10 protein-coding genes are annotated in these 13,785 nt (G+C 64.5%); 9 read left to right on the plus strand and 1 reads right to left on the minus strand.

Annotated features, from left to right (window positions below):
* Positions 1-87 precede the first annotated feature (87 nt).
* The 8 genes from sucC to ACXAF3_RS03200 all read left to right on the plus strand — a co-directional run bounded on the left by sucC (position 88) and on the right by ACXAF3_RS03200 (position 7,879).
* The gene (gene sucC / locus ACXAF3_RS03165) at positions 88-1,248 is read left to right on the plus strand and encodes an ADP-forming succinate--CoA ligase subunit beta (protein ID WP_475110826.1); all 1,161 of its coding nucleotides are present in this window, start codon (positions 88-90) and stop codon (positions 1,246-1,248) included.
* 123 nt (positions 1,249-1,371) lie between these two features.
* The gene (gene sucD, locus ACXAF3_RS03170) at positions 1,372-2,244 is read left to right on the plus strand and encodes a succinate--CoA ligase subunit alpha (RefSeq protein ID WP_475110827.1); all 873 of its coding nucleotides are present in this window, start codon (positions 1,372-1,374) and stop codon (positions 2,242-2,244) included.
* Between the two features lie 163 nt (positions 2,245-2,407).
* The gene (gene mtnP, locus ACXAF3_RS03175) at positions 2,408-3,298 is read left to right on the plus strand and encodes an S-methyl-5'-thioadenosine phosphorylase (protein WP_475110828.1); all 891 of its coding nucleotides are present in this window, start codon (positions 2,408-2,410) and stop codon (positions 3,296-3,298) included.
* Between the two features lie 62 nt (positions 3,299-3,360).
* A complete protein-coding gene (gene arsS / locus ACXAF3_RS03180; RefSeq protein ID WP_475110829.1) occupies positions 3,361-4,308 on the plus strand; it encodes an arsenosugar biosynthesis radical SAM (seleno)protein ArsS in 948 nt (315 codons plus the stop codon).
* Between the two features lie 109 nt (positions 4,309-4,417).
* Positions 4,418-5,101 carry a TVP38/TMEM64 family protein gene (locus ACXAF3_RS03185; RefSeq protein WP_475110830.1) on the plus strand — a complete coding sequence of 228 codons (684 nt, stop codon included), beginning with the start codon at positions 4,418-4,420 and terminating at the stop codon, positions 5,099-5,101.
* A gap of 9 nt (positions 5,102-5,110) precedes the next feature.
* Complete coding sequence (locus ACXAF3_RS03190) at positions 5,111-6,592, plus strand: dihydrolipoyl dehydrogenase family protein (RefSeq protein ID WP_475110831.1); 1,482 nt, start codon at positions 5,111-5,113, stop codon at positions 6,590-6,592.
* Positions 6,592-7,266 carry a TIGR04283 family arsenosugar biosynthesis glycosyltransferase gene (locus ACXAF3_RS03195; RefSeq protein WP_475110832.1) on the plus strand — a complete coding sequence of 225 codons (675 nt, stop codon included), beginning with the start codon at positions 6,592-6,594 and terminating at the stop codon, positions 7,264-7,266. The genes ACXAF3_RS03190 and ACXAF3_RS03195 overlap by 1 nt, the downstream gene beginning before the upstream one ends.
* Positions 7,259-7,879: a TIGR04282 family arsenosugar biosynthesis glycosyltransferase gene (locus ACXAF3_RS03200; protein ID WP_475110833.1), complete on the plus strand. Its 621-nt coding sequence runs from the start codon at positions 7,259-7,261 to the stop codon at positions 7,877-7,879. Before ACXAF3_RS03195 ends, ACXAF3_RS03200 begins: the two co-directional genes overlap by 8 nt.
* Before the next feature lie 78 nt (positions 7,880-7,957).
* Here ACXAF3_RS03200 and mltF read toward each other — a convergent pair whose 3' ends face one another.
* The gene (mltF, locus tag ACXAF3_RS03205; protein ID WP_475110834.1) at positions 7,958-9,436 is read right to left on the minus strand and encodes a membrane-bound lytic murein transglycosylase MltF; all 1,479 of its coding nucleotides are present in this window, start codon (positions 9,434-9,436) and stop codon (positions 7,958-7,960) included.
* Between the two features lie 422 nt (positions 9,437-9,858).
* On the opposite strand from mltF, the gene purL reads away from it, so the two are divergent.
* Positions 9,859-13,737 (plus strand): phosphoribosylformylglycinamidine synthase, encoded by a 3,879-nt coding sequence (gene purL / locus ACXAF3_RS03210; protein ID WP_475110835.1) that lies wholly within the window; start codon positions 9,859-9,861, stop codon positions 13,735-13,737.
* Positions 13,738-13,785: the final 48 nt, after the last annotated feature.

The following is a 13,785-nucleotide window of genomic DNA, read 5'->3' on the forward strand; positions in this document are numbered from 1 at the left end:
CAGATCGGGCGAACACAGGGTTCGTCCCTACGGGAAGGGGAAATGGAAAGCCCCATCTAATCTTTCAAATGTGAATTGGTATTGACTATGAACTTGCATGAGTATCAGGGCAAACAACTGTTTGCAGCATACGGATTGCCGGTTTCCAAAGGCATTGCAGCGGAAACCCCGGCAGCGGCAGCAGCGGCGGCTGATGAAATTGGCGGCGACAAGTGGGTCGTAAAGGCCCAGGTACACGCCGGTGGCCGCGGCAAGGCCGGCGGTGTAAAGCTGGTGGATTCCAAGGCGGAAATTGAAGAATTCGCCAAGAAGTGGCTGGGCGAGCGCCTGGTAACCTATCAGACAGACGAGAACGGTCAGCCGGTTTCCCGCATTCTGGTAGAGAGCTGCACCGACATCGACCAGGAACTGTACCTGGGCGCGGTAGTCGACCGCTCCACCCGCCGCATCGTTTTCATGGCCTCCACCGAGGGCGGCGTGGAAATCGAGAAGGTAGCGGAAGAGACTCCGGAAAAAATCCTGAAAGCCACCATCGACCCGCTGGTGGGCGCACAGCCCTACCAGGCGCGCGAACTGGCCTTCAAACTGGGCCTGCAGGGCGACCAGATCAAGCAGTTCACCAAGATCTTCCTCGGCCTGGCCAAGATGTTCCAGGAGAAGGACCTGGCCCTGCTGGAAATCAACCCGCTGGTGATCACCACCGAGGGCAACCTGCACTGTCTGGATGCCAAGGTCGTGATCGACAGCAACGCGCTGTACCGCCACCCGGACCTGCGCGAAATGCACGACCCGTCCCAGGAGGACGCGCGCGAGGCGCACGCGGCCAAGTGGGATCTGAACTACGTGGCCCTCGACGGCAACATCGGCTGCATGGTAAACGGCGCCGGCCTGGCCATGGGCACCATGGATATCGTCAACCTGCACGGCGGCAAGCCGGCCAACTTCCTCGATGTCGGCGGCGGCGCGACCAAGGAGCGCGTGGTTGAAGCCTTCAAGATCATCCTCTCCGACGAGAATGTGAAAGCGGTTCTGATCAATATCTTCGGCGGCATCGTGCGCTGCGACATGATCGCGGAAGGCGTGATCGGCGCGGTGAAAGAAGTGGGCGTAAAGGTACCGGTAGTGGTGCGCCTGGAAGGTAACAACGCAGACCTGGGCGCCAAGGTACTGAGCGAGAGCGGTCTGAACATCATCGCGGCTACCAGCCTGACCGACGCGGCTCAGCAGGTGGTGAAAGCAGCGGGCTAACGGCGACCGGATACTGAGTGTATCCGCAGCGCCGTTAGCGCCCGGCCATGGATGGCCGGGCCGGAATGCGGCTCCAGGGATGGTTGTCACTCCGCAGCCAAAAAAGATTTTGAGGACTCATCAATGAGCGTTTTGATTAACAAAGACACTAAAGTCATCTGCCAGGGCTTCACCGGCTCCCAGGGCACTTTCCACTCCGAGCAGGCCATCGCCTACGGTACCAAGATGGTCGGCGGCGTGACCCCGGGCAAGGGTGGCCAGACTCACCTGGGCCTGCCGGTGTTTAACACCGTGAAGGAAGCGGTGGAAGCCACCGGTGCGGAAGCCTCCGTGATCTACGTGCCGGCACCCTTCTGTAAGGACTCCATCCTGGAAGCGGCCAACGGCGGCATCAAGCTGATCGTGTGCATCACCGAAGGCATCCCGACTCTGGATATGCTGGACGCCAAAGTGAAGTGCGACGAACTGGGCGTGCGCCTGATCGGCCCCAACTGTCCGGGCGTGATCACTCCCGGTGAGTGCAAGATCGGTATCATGCCGGGCCATATCCACAAGCCGGGCAAGGTGGGCATCGTGTCCCGTTCCGGCACCCTGACCTATGAAGCGGTCAAGCAGACCACCGACTACGGCTTCGGCCAGTCCACCTGCGTGGGCATCGGCGGCGACCCGATTCCGGGCTCCAACTTCATCGACATCCTGGAAATGTTCGAGAAGGACCCGCAGACTGAAGCCATCGTGATGATCGGTGAAATCGGCGGTACCGCGGAAGAAGAGGCGGCGGCCTACATCAAGGACAATGTCACCAAGCCGGTGGTTTCCTACATCGCCGGTGTAACCGCACCGCCCGGCAAGCGCATGGGCCACGCCGGCGCCATCATCTCCGGCGGCAAGGGCACTGCGGACGAGAAGTTCGCCGCACTGGAAGACGCCGGCGTGAAGACCGTGCGCTCCCTGGCCGAAATCGGCAACGCGCTGAAAGAGGTTACCGGCTGGTAAGCCACTTCCTCCATCCTCTTCCCTCGGCGCCAGTCAATGGGGCAAGAGGGCGATAAAAAGGCCGCCTCTCGCGAGGCGGCCTTTTTTGTTGTGCGCTGAACGATATACAGGAACCGCGGTCACTCCTTATACTGCGCGAAACGCATTGATCGAGGAGAGAAATATGGCCACAGCGGTGATCGGCGTAATCGGCGGCAGCGGCCTCTATGAGATGCAGGGGCTGCAGAATATACGCGAACGGCAGATTGAAACCCCGTTCGGTCCCACCTCCGATGCGATAGTCACCGGCGAGCTGCACGGCGTGCCGGTGGCCTTCCTCGCCCGCCACGGTCGCGGCCACCGGCTGATTCCCTCCGAAGTGCCCTACAGGGCGAATATCCACGCGCTGCGGCAACTCGGTGTGCGCTATATCCTGTCGCTGTCCGCGGTCGGCTCGCTGCGCGAGGAAGTGCGGCCGCTGGATATGCTGATTCCCGACCAGTTTATCGATATGACCCGCAAACGGGAAAATACGTTTTTCGGCGACGGCGCCGTGGCCCATGTCTCCATGGCGGACCCTGTGTGCCCGGCGGTGGCCGACTGCCTCGCGCGCGCTTTCGAGTCGACGCAGGCCGGGCAGCCGATCGCGCTGCACCGCGGTGGCACCTATGTCTGCATCGAGGGGCCGCAGTTCTCCACCCGCGCGGAATCCCACTGGTACCGGACCATGGGCGCCTCCGTGATCGGTATGACCAACATGCCGGAGGCGAAGCTGGCGCGGGAGGCGCAGATCGCCTACGCGACCCTGGCCATGGCCACCGACTACGACTGCTGGCACCCGCGCGAGGCCGCGGTCACCGCCGAGGTGGCCATAGCCAACCTGCAGCAGAACGCCGCGCGCGCGCAGAAGATCGCCGCCGAGGCGATTCGCCTGCTGGGCGAGGAGCAGCCGGTATCCGCCGCGCACACGGCGCTGGCGAGTGGCCTGGTCACTCCGTTGGCGGCCATGTCGGCGGAAAAGGCCGCTGTAATAGAACCGCTGCTTGCACCGACTGAAGTCCCGCAAGAGGCCTGATGGGCAGGGTGGCCATGCGCCGAGCCTGTCCACCGAAAGAAATTACCGGACCATTTTGAGATATGCACGAAACACTGCCCCTGCTGGAAGTCTCCGATTTCCCGCCGATCCGCCGGGAACGAATCGATACGCTGCAGATCAATATCGGCTACAGGTGCAACCAGAGCTGTGTGCACTGCCATGTGAACGCAGGGCCCGGGCGCACCGAGATGATGAGCGATGAAAACCTGGCGTTGATCCCCGAGGTGCTGCGCGCGCGCCGGATTTCGACGCTGGATATCACCGGCGGCGCGCCAGAGATGCACCCGGGCTTTCGCCGGCTGGTCGCCGATGCGCGCGCCCAGGGAGTGCATGTGATGGACCGCTGCAACCTGACCATCCTGTTCGAGCCGGGGCAGGAGGATACGGCGGAGTTCCTGGCGCAAAATCGGGTTGAGGTGGTGGCCTCGCTGCCCTGCTATTCGCTCGACAATGTGGACAAGCAGCGCGGCAGGGGCGTCTTCGACAAGAGCATCGCCGCGCTGCAGAAGCTCAACGCACTGGGCTACGGGAAACCCGACAGCGGCCTGGTACTGAATCTGGTCTACAACCCCCAGGGGCCTTTCCTGCCGCCAAACCAACAGGCGCTGGAAGCGGACTACCGCCGCGAGCTGTTCGCGCATTTCGGTATCGTTTTCAACCGGCTGTTCGCACTGGCGAATATGCCGATCAAGCGTTTCGGCTCCACGCTGGTTTCCAAAGGGCAGTTTGACGATTATATGCAACTGCTGAAGGACAACTACAGCGATGCGAACCTGGCCGGCGTGATGTGCCGCAGCCTGGTCAGCGTGGACTGGCGGGGCTATCTCTACGATTGCGACTTCAATCAGCAGCTCGGTATCGGCGTGCCCGGCCGCGCGCACCTGCGCGACCTGTTGCAGCGGGATATGCAGGACACACCCATTCGCGTGGCCGACCACTGCTACGGCTGCACCGCCGGGCAGGGCAGCAGTTGCGGTGGCGCGCTTTAACCGCCGTTTTGCAGTGGCACCCTGTAGGAGCCTGCTTGCAGGCGAACGCTACGGAGTTTCTATCCTGTTCGCCTGCAAGCAGGCTCCTACAACATATCGCTGAGTTTGTATGAGCAAGAAAGTTTTATTGGTCGCAGTCTTGCTGGTGCTGGGACTGGCCTTTTATATTTTTGACCTGCACCAGTGGCTGACGCTGGAAAACCTGAAACAGGGCCAGGCGCAATTCGAGCAGTGGCGGGCCGCTTCTCCGATACTGGTGGGGCTGCTGTTTGCGCTTTTCTATATCCTGGTTACCGGCCTGTCGCTGCCGGGCGCGGCGATATTGACTCTGGCTGCCGGCGCCCTGTTCGGGCTCTTCTGGGGCACCTTGATCGTGTCCTTTGCCTCCAGTATCGGCGCCACCCTGGCTTTCCTCGTCTCCCGCTACCTGTTGCACGACTGGGTGCAGGCGCGTTTTTCCGGCAGGTTGCAGGCCATCAACCGCGGCGTCGAGCGCGAGGGCGCCTTCTACCTGTTTGCGCTGAGACTGGTGCCGCTGTTTCCCTTCTTCGTGATCAATATCCTGATGGGCCTGACCCGCATCAAGATCTGGACCTACTACTGGGTGAGCCAGATCGGCATGCTGGCCGCGACCGTGGTCTATGTGAATGCGGGCACCCAGTTGGGGCAGGTGTACAGCCTCGGCGATATCCTGTCGCCGCAGCTGCTGTTGTCGTTTGCGCTACTGGGCCTGTTTCCGCTGTTGGCAAAATATTTTCTGAACTGGCTCAAGCGCCGACGTGCAAGCCGTTGAAAACCACCGATGAAAAAGCCTGCTAAATTCGACCGCAACCTGATCGTCATCGGCGCCGGCGCCGCCGGGCTGGTGAGCGCCTATATCGCCGCGGCGGTCAAAGCCAGGGTTACGCTGGTGGAGTCCGGAGCCATGGGTGGCGACTGCCTGAACACCGGCTGCGTGCCCAGCAAGGCGCTGATCAAGTGCGCCCGCATCGCGCAGCAGGCGCGTAGCGCGGAAAAGTTCGGCGTGCACCTCGGTGAGCCGCAGATCGACTTCCCCGGTGTGATGCGACATGTGCGCGCATCCATCGAGCGGATAGCGCCCCACGACAGTGTCGAGCGCTATACCGGCCTGGGTGTGGAGGTGCTTGCCGGGCGGGCAAGTCTGCTCGATCCCTGGACGGTCAGGGTAGCGCTAAATGATGGTGGCGAGCGGGTATTGACCGCGCGCTCGATCATTCTCGCCACCGGTGCGGAGCCGCTGGTACCGCCGCTGCCGGGGCTGGAAAACATCGACTTCGTCACCAGCGATACGCTGTGGGACCGCTTCGCGCAGTTGCCGCGGGCGCCGGAAAAGCTGCTGATACTGGGCGGCGGCGCCATCGGCTGTGAGCTGGCCCAGGCCTTCGCGCGGCTCGGTACCCGGGTGACACTGGTGGAAAAGGCGGAGCGGTTGCTGCCCGTGGAGGACCGCGAGGTTTCCACGGCGGTGGAGAAGGCCCTGCGGAGTGAGGGCGTCGACGTGCGCACCGCGCGCGAGGCGTTGGAGTTTGTCGGCGCGGGCAGTGGCCGCAGCGCGTCGGGCAGCGTGCGGCTGCGCGGCGCGGAGGGCGAGTCGCGGCTCGAGTTCGACCAGCTGCTGCTCGCTCTGGGGCGCAGGGCCAGGGTCGACGGATTCGGTCTCGAGGCGCTGGGCATCGTCGAGGACGGCAAGCTGCACACGGACCCCTTCCTGCGCACCCGCTATGCGCACATTCTCGCCGCCGGCGATCTGGTGGGACCCTACCAGTTTACCCATATGGCTTCGCATCAGGCCTGGTACGCGGCGGTCAATGGCCTCTTCGGCGACCTGAAAAAATTCCGCGTCGACTATTCCCTGGTGCCGCGGGCGGTGTTCGTGGATCCGGAAGTGGCCAGCGTCGGTTTGAGTGAGCAGCAGGCCATCGAGCGCAATATGCGATACGAGGTTACCCACTACGGTATCGACGACCTGGACCGCGCCATCGTCGACGGTGCCGCGCGCGGTTTCGTCAAGGTGCTGACGGTGCCGGGCCGGGACAGGATTCTCGGTGTTTCCATCGTCGGTGAGAATGCGGCGGAACTGATCGCCGAATTCGTGCTGGCGATGAAGCACGGGCTCGGTATGAACAGAATTCTCGGCACCATCCATATCTACCCGACCATGGCCGAAGCCAACAAATATGTCGCAGGCAACTGGAAGCGCGCCAACGCGCCGCGGAAGCTGCTGCGGCTTCTGGAGCACTTCCACCGCTGGAGGCGCGGCTAGTGTCCTGCACACTCGTGGTCCCGATGCTGAACGAGCGGGCGCAGCTGCCGGATCTGATCGAGCACCTGCGCCGCCTGCAGGCGGAAACCGATTGCGAACTGGTGCTGGTGGACGGCGGCAGTAGCGACGGCAGTGCGGAACTGGCCGCCGCCGCCGGGCTGAAGGTGATTTCCGCACAGCGCGGCAGGGCGGGGCAGATGAATGCCGGTGCCGCCGGCGCCCGCGGCGACTGGTTGCTGTTCCTGCACGCGGATACGCGCCTGCCCACCGGAGCCCTGCGGGAAATCGAGCGGATTGCGCCGCACAGCTATCAGTGGGGGCGTTTCGACCTGCGTATCCGCGGCCGCTCGGTCTGGTTTCCGCTGATTGCGACAATGATCAATTGGCGCTCGCGCTTGAGCGGTATCGCCACCGGAGATCAGGCCATTTTCGTGCGCCGGGCGCTGTTCGAGCGTATTGGCGGTTTCCCGCAACAGCCGCTGATGGAGGATATCGAGTTGAGCAGGCGCTTGTTGAAGTTTTCCCGCCCCGCCTGTATCCGCGCCCGCGCGACCACTTCCGGGCGCCGCTGGGAAAAGTTCGGAGTATTGCGCACGGTACTGCTGATGTGGCGGCTGCGCTTCGACTACTGGCGCGGGGTGCCCGCGGAATTGCTGGCGCGCCGCTATGAATAAGCCCCCGCGCCTGATCGTTTTTGCCAAGGCGCCGCTGGCCGGTTTCGCCAAGACGCGCCTGATACCGGCGCTTGGTGCGGGCGGCGCGGCGGCGCTGGCCGAGCGAATGCTCGCACACACCCTGCAACAGTGTGTGCAGGCGCGGCTGGGGACCGTCGAACTCCGCGTGGCGCCGGACAGCGCGCACGACTACTGGCGCGCTTTCGCGCTGCCTGCGGGGGTACAACTGACCAGCCAGGGGCAGGGGGATCTGGGGCAGCGCCTCTGGCGCGCCGCGCATGCCGGCATAGAGGGCGGGGACAGCGTGATGCTGCTCGGCACCGACTGCCCGCAACTCTCGGCCGAGCGGCTGCGCGCGGCGGCATCGGCCCTCGAGAAGGCGGACGCGGTCGTCTATCCGACCCGCGACGGCGGCTACGCGCTTCTGGGGCTGAAACGCGCCGAGGCGGCGCTGTTCGACAATATCCGCTGGAGTACGGATGCGGTCGCGCGGCAGACGCGGGAGCGGATGGATCAGTGCGGGATGCGCTGTGCGTGGCTGGAAACCCTGGCGGATATCGACGAGCCGCGGGATCTGGAATGGCTACCCGAGGGCTGGATGAGCGGCCTGTAGGCGCGGCGATCGCCAGGGGTGGCGGGAATGCCGATTTTGCTCCTACAAAAGAGGACGAATCGAGGCTGCAGCGCCTGATTAAAGCGCCGAGGCCGCGGCCGCTTCCGGCTCCACCTGGGTGCTGTCCGCCAGCGCCTCGACGGCCTCGTCGTTGGCCGCGGCCAGGCGCTGTTCCTCGATGCGGCTGCTCCAGGTCAGCAGCGCCTGGTAGTGGCGGATATTCTGCACATAGGTGACCGGCTCCCAGCCGCGCGCATAGCCGTGTTTGGTGTGCTTGTAGTACTGGCGCTTGGCCAGCAGCGGCAGGTGTTCGCGCACATCGGCCCAGCGGTCCGGGTTGCCGCCCATCTTCTCGGTCAGCACGCGGGCGTCTTCCAAATGGCCGTAGCCGACGTTGTAGGCCGCCAGTGTCATCCAGGTGCGGTCCGGTTCGCGGATGCGCTCGGGGATCTTGTCGCGGATCTGCGCCAGGTAGCGGGCGCCGCCCTCGATGCTCTCCTCCGGATCCAGGCGGTTCACGCCCAGATCGCGCGCGGTATTGCGGGTCAGCATCATCAGGCCGCGCACGCCGGTAGGGGACTTGGCGCGGGGGTTCCAGTGGGACTCCTGGTAGCTGAGTGCCGCCAGCAGGTGCCAATCGAGATCGTATTTCTCCGCGACTCTCTGCATGGTCTCGCGCCACTGGGGCAGGCGCTCGCGGCTGCTCTTGGCGAAGGCCTGAGCGCCGCCGGCGTTCAGCTTGCTGACGTGGCCGAAGAACTGCTCGCGCAGCTCCGCCACCAGGCCGTTGGTGTTGGCGCGCAGCATAAAGCGGCGCGCGGCCCGGTAGAGGCTGTCGTCGTCTCCCTGCGGGAAGGCCCAGGCCACCGGCTGATACTGGGTCAGATTGAAGGCGACGGCGGTGTTCGGGTAGAGGCCGCGGTGTACCGCGTAGGCGTTGGAATCCACCACCGCGTAGTGGAACCTGCCCTGGTCCACCATCTCCACCAGTTCCATCGCGTCGACGTCGGAAACCTCTTCCCACTGCAGCCCGGGGTAGCGTTGCGAGAGTTTGCGCATCTCCTCGGCGTGGGCGCTGCCGGCGATCACGGCGATCTTCTTGCCCTCGAGGTCCGAAGCCTTGCGCGGGCGCTCCTCGCCGAGTTTGTAGATGACCTGCTGGCGGATCTCGAAATAGGATGGGGTGAAGCGCACCTGCTCGCGGCGCTGCGGGGTCACGGTCAGGCCGGCGGCGGCCAGGTGGGCGCCCTCCTTGGGATCGCGCAGGCGCTTGAACATATCGTCGAGGTCGTGCACATCGCGGATTTCCAGGCGCACGCCCAACTCGTCGGCAAAGGCCTTGAGCATGCCGTACTCGAAACCCGTGTGGGTGCCCGAGGCATCTTCGTAGTAGGTGGTGGGGCCATTCTGGGACAGCACGACCAGTGTGCCGGAGGTTTTGATTCGCTCCAGCATGTCCGGCGTCTTGCTCGCCACTATCAGCGAGGCGCAACAGGCCAGCACCAGGCCCTTGGCCAGGCGGCGGCTGTAGCGCAGCAGGCGGCTTTTCATGATCATAGACAGTCCCCTCTAGTCCCTTAGCTGTTATCGCTGTTATGCCCTAGGGCTACCGGCGGTGTCCTTCCTGGACGGTGGAGGCCGGCAAAGATCGCCAATTTTACCTTAATTGCGGGCAAATTGCCCAAATCGGCCGATTGGCTTTGTGATCCGTGGAGTTGCATCTACGCGGTAATTTTAGTAGGCGCCGCTGGCGTCGGCCCGCTGTCGCCATCAATAGCGCGCCAATTTTCGCGCCTCGGGTCGCGCCCCGGGTTTTCACCGCCGAAAGCGCACGCCTGTGCCGCCGGGCAGTGTTGGAGCGGCGACGCTTCGGGTACAATTGCGCCCTCTCCAATTCCCGGGGCTTTGCGCGATTTTCTGCCGCGCGGGGTCTCCAACCTGATTCAGGTTTACATTCAGACAAGAGGCAAACTCCCGCGATGCTAGTTCTGCGTGGTGCTCCCGCACTGTCGAAATTCCGCCATCTGAAACTCCTCAGCCAGCTGCGCGCGCTGCAGCCTGCGATCGGCGATATCTATGCCGAATATGTCCACTTCGCCGACAGCGAAAAGCTCAACAAGAAGGAGCGGGCGCTGCTCGAGCGGCTGCTGCAGTACGGTCCCACCGAGGAAAAGCACCAGCCGCAAGGCGAGCTGCTGCTGGTAGTGCCGCGCCCGGGCACCATCTCGCCCTGGTCCTCGAAGGCCACCGATATCGCCCACAATGCGGGCCTGACGCAGATTCGCCGTCTGGAGCGGGGCATCGCCTATTACATTAGCGGTGTCGAATTAACCCAGGCTGAACGGGATCTGCTGGCGGCCCAGCTGCACGACCGCATGGTGGAATCGGTATTCGCCGATTTCGACCAGGCCGAGCAGCTGTTCCGTGAGGAGAAGCCGCGCCCCCTGACCACAGTCAACCTGCTCGACGGCGGCCGCGGCGCGCTGGAGGAGGCCAATGTCAGCCTCGGCCTGGCGCTGGCCGAAGACGAGATCGACTACCTGCTCACCAGCTTCCAGGAGCTGGAGCGCAACCCCACCGACGTGGAACTGATGATGTTCGCGCAGGCGAACTCGGAGCACTGCCGCCACAAGATCTTCAACGCCAGCTGGACCATCGACGGCGAAGAGATGCCGCACTCGCTGTTCGGCATGATCAAGAACACCTACCAGAAGGGCGGCGACAATGTGCTGTCCGCCTACGCGGACAACGCCGCGGTGGTGGTGGGCCACGAGGCGGGGCGCTTCTACCCGGACCCGGAGACCAAGGAGTACGGCTTCAGCATCGAGCCGATCCATATGCTGATGAAGGTGGAGACCCACAACCACCCGACCGCGATCGCCCCCTTCCCGGGCGCCGGCACCGGCGCCGGCGGCGAGATCCGCGACGAGGGCGCGGTGGGTCGCGGCTCCAAGCCCAAGGTGGGTCTGACCGGCTTCACCGTGTCCAACCTGCAGATCCCCGGCTACCTGCAGCCCTGGGAGTCCGACTACGGCAAGCCGGAGCGTATCGTCACCGCGCTGGATATCATGATCGAGGGGCCGATCGGCGGCGCCGCATTCAACAACGAATTCGGCCGCCCCAATATCTGCGGCTACTTCCGCACCTTCGAGGAGGATTTCGATGGCGAGCGCCGCGGCTACCACAAGCCGATCATGATCGCCGGCGGCTACGGCAATATCCGCGAGGAGCATATCGAAAAGCCCGAGTTCGCCCCCGGTGCCAAACTGGTGGTGCTCGGCGGCCCGGCCATGCTGATCGGCCTCGGCGGCGGTGCGGCCTCTTCCATGGCCAGCGGTTCCAGCTCCGAGGATCTGGATTTCGCCTCGGTACAGCGCCAGAACCCGGAAATCGAGCGCCGCTGCCAGGAGGTCATCGACCAGTGCTGGCAGCTGGGCGACAAGAACCCGATCGCGTTTATTCACGACGTCGGCGCCGGCGGCCTGTCCAACGCCTTCCCGGAACTGGTGAAGGATGGCGGCACCGGCGGCAAATTCGAGCTCAGGAACGTGCCCTGTGACGAGCCGGGTATGAGCCCGCTGGAGATCTGGTGCAACGAATCCCAGGAGCGCTATGTGCTGGCGGTGATGCCGCAGGATCTGCCGCGCTTCGAGCAGATCTGCGCGCGCGAGCGCGCGCCCTTCGCCGTGGTCGGCGAGGCGACTGAGGACAAGCGCCTGCTGCTGAACGACAAGGAATTCGACGCTGTGCCGGTGGACCTGCCCATGTCCGTGCTGTTCGGCAAGCCGCCGCGCATGCACCGCGAAGCGACAAAGCGCGTCGTCGAGACCAGGGCGTTCAGCACCGCGGATATCGACCTGAACGAGGCCGTGGAGCGGGTGCTGCGCCTGCCCACCGTGGCCAGCAAGAGCTTCCTGATCACCATTGGCGACAGGACGGTGACCGGGCAGGTGGCCCGCGACCAGATGGTGGGGCCCTGGCAGGTGCCGGTGGCAGACTGCGCCGTGACCACGGTTTCCTACGACAGCTACGCCGGCGAGGCCATGGCCATGGGCGAGCGCACGCCGGTGGCACTGCTGGACGCGCCGGCCTCCGGCCGCCTGGCGGTGGGCGAGGCGATTACCAATATCGCCTGTACGCCGATCGAGCGGCTGTCCGATATCAAGCTTTCCGCCAACTGGATGTGCGCCGCCGGCCACCCGGGCGAGGAGGAGAAGCTCTACCGTACCGTCGAGGCCATCGGCATGGAGCTGTGCCCTGAGCTGGGTATCACGATACCGGTGGGCAAGGACTCCATGTCCATGCGCACCGCCTGGAACGACGGTGGCGAGGAAAAGGCGGTCACCGCGCCGCTGTCGCTGATCATCTCCGCGTTCAGCCCGGTTACCGACGTGCGCAAGACCGCCACGCCGCAGCTGCGCCGCACCAAGAAGGGCGAGAGCGAGCTGATTCTGGTGGATCTGGGCGCCGGCAAGAACCGCCTCGGCGGCTCCTGCCTGGCACAGGTGTACAACCAGCTCGGCAGCACACCGGCGGACCTGGACGACCCGAAGCGCCTGAAGGGCTTCTTCGAGGTGGTGCAGCAGGCCCTGCGCGAAGACCAGATTATCGCCTACCACGACCGCTCCGACGGCGGTCTCTTCGTCGCGCTGGCGGAGATGAGCTTCGCCGGCCGCGTGGGTATGGATATCGAGATCTACGAGCTGGGCGACGACCCGATCGCGGCGCTGTTTTCCGAGGAGCTGGGCGCCGTGCTGCAGGTGCCCGCCTGCGACGCCGAGATGCTGGTGCAGCGCTTCGCCGCCGTCGGCGTGCCGGCGCACCAGATCGGCTATCTGAACAACAGCGAGCAGCTGTGCATTACCAACAACGGCGTGGAGATCTTCAAGCGCTCCCGCGCCGAGCTGCAGCAGATCTGGTCCGAGACCAGCTACCGCATCCAGTCCCTGCGCGACAACGCCGACTGCGCGGCGCAGGAGTTCGCCGCCATCGCCAAGACGGCGCAGCAGGACCCGGGCCTGTCGGTGCACCTGACCTACGACCTCAATGAGGATATCAGCGCGCCCTATATCAACAAGGGTGTGCGGCCCAAGGTGGCGATACTGCGCGAGCAGGGGGTCAACAGCCATGTTGAGATGGCGCACGCCTTCCACCGCGCCGGCTTCAGCGCCGTGGATGTGCATATGAGCGATATCCTCGCCGGCCGCGTGACCCTGGATGCGTTCAAGGGCCTGGTGGGCTGCGGCGGCTTCTCCTACGGCGACGTGCTCGGCGCCGGCGAGGGCTGGGCCAAGACGATCCTGTTCAACGACCGCGCCCGCGACCAGTTCGAGGCCTTTTTCAACAGGAAGGACACCTTTGGCCTCGGCGTCTGCAACGGCTGCCAGATGTTCTCGGTGATCAAGGAGCTGATCCCCGGCGCCGGCCACTGGCCGCGCTTCGTGCGCAACCTGTCCGAGCAGTACGAGGCGCGCTTCGCGCTGGTGGGTATCGAGGATTCCCCGTCGGTGCTGTTCAAGGGCATGGCCGGCTCCCATATGCCGGTGGCTGTCGCCCACGGCGAGGGCAGGGTGGAGTTCGCCAGTCGCGAGGCGCTGGAGGCCTGCGAGCAGTCCGGCACCATCGCGATGCGCTACCTGAACAACAAACGCGAGATCACCGAGACCTATCCGGCCAACCCGAACGGCTCGGTCAACGGTATCACCTCGCTGTGTTCCGAGGACGGCCGCGTGACCATTATGATGCCGCACCCGGAGCGGGTCGCCCGCGCGGTCAGCAACAGCTGGCACCCGGACGACTGGCAGGAGGATTCGGGCTGGATGCGCCTGTTCCGCAACGCGCGGGTGTTCGTCGACTGATCCTAGTGGTCCATGCGGAAAGTAGCGTAACAGTTCGCTTCGCCAAAG

It is taken from the genome of Microbulbifer sp. ABF4_143 (assembly GCF_056160225.1).

Coding starts and splice junctions, on each gene's coding strand:
- arsS (WP_475110829.1), top strand. CDS start 3,361: ATGCACGAAACACTGCCCCTGCTGGAAGTCTCCGATTTCCCGCCGATC.
- mltF (WP_475110834.1), bottom strand. CDS start 9,436: ATGATCATGAAAAGCCGCCTGCTGCGCTACAGCCGCCGCCTGGCCAAG.
- purL (WP_475110835.1), top strand. CDS start 9,859: ATGCTAGTTCTGCGTGGTGCTCCCGCACTGTCGAAATTCCGCCATCTG.
- mtnP (WP_475110828.1), top strand. CDS start 2,408: ATGGCCACAGCGGTGATCGGCGTAATCGGCGGCAGCGGCCTCTATGAG.
- sucC (WP_475110826.1), top strand. CDS start 88: ATGAACTTGCATGAGTATCAGGGCAAACAACTGTTTGCAGCATACGGA.
- ACXAF3_RS03185 (WP_475110830.1), top strand. CDS start 4,418: ATGAGCAAGAAAGTTTTATTGGTCGCAGTCTTGCTGGTGCTGGGACTG.
- ACXAF3_RS03200 (WP_475110833.1), top strand. CDS start 7,259: ATGAATAAGCCCCCGCGCCTGATCGTTTTTGCCAAGGCGCCGCTGGCC.
- ACXAF3_RS03190 (WP_475110831.1), top strand. CDS start 5,111: ATGAAAAAGCCTGCTAAATTCGACCGCAACCTGATCGTCATCGGCGCC.
- sucD (WP_475110827.1), top strand. CDS start 1,372: ATGAGCGTTTTGATTAACAAAGACACTAAAGTCATCTGCCAGGGCTTC.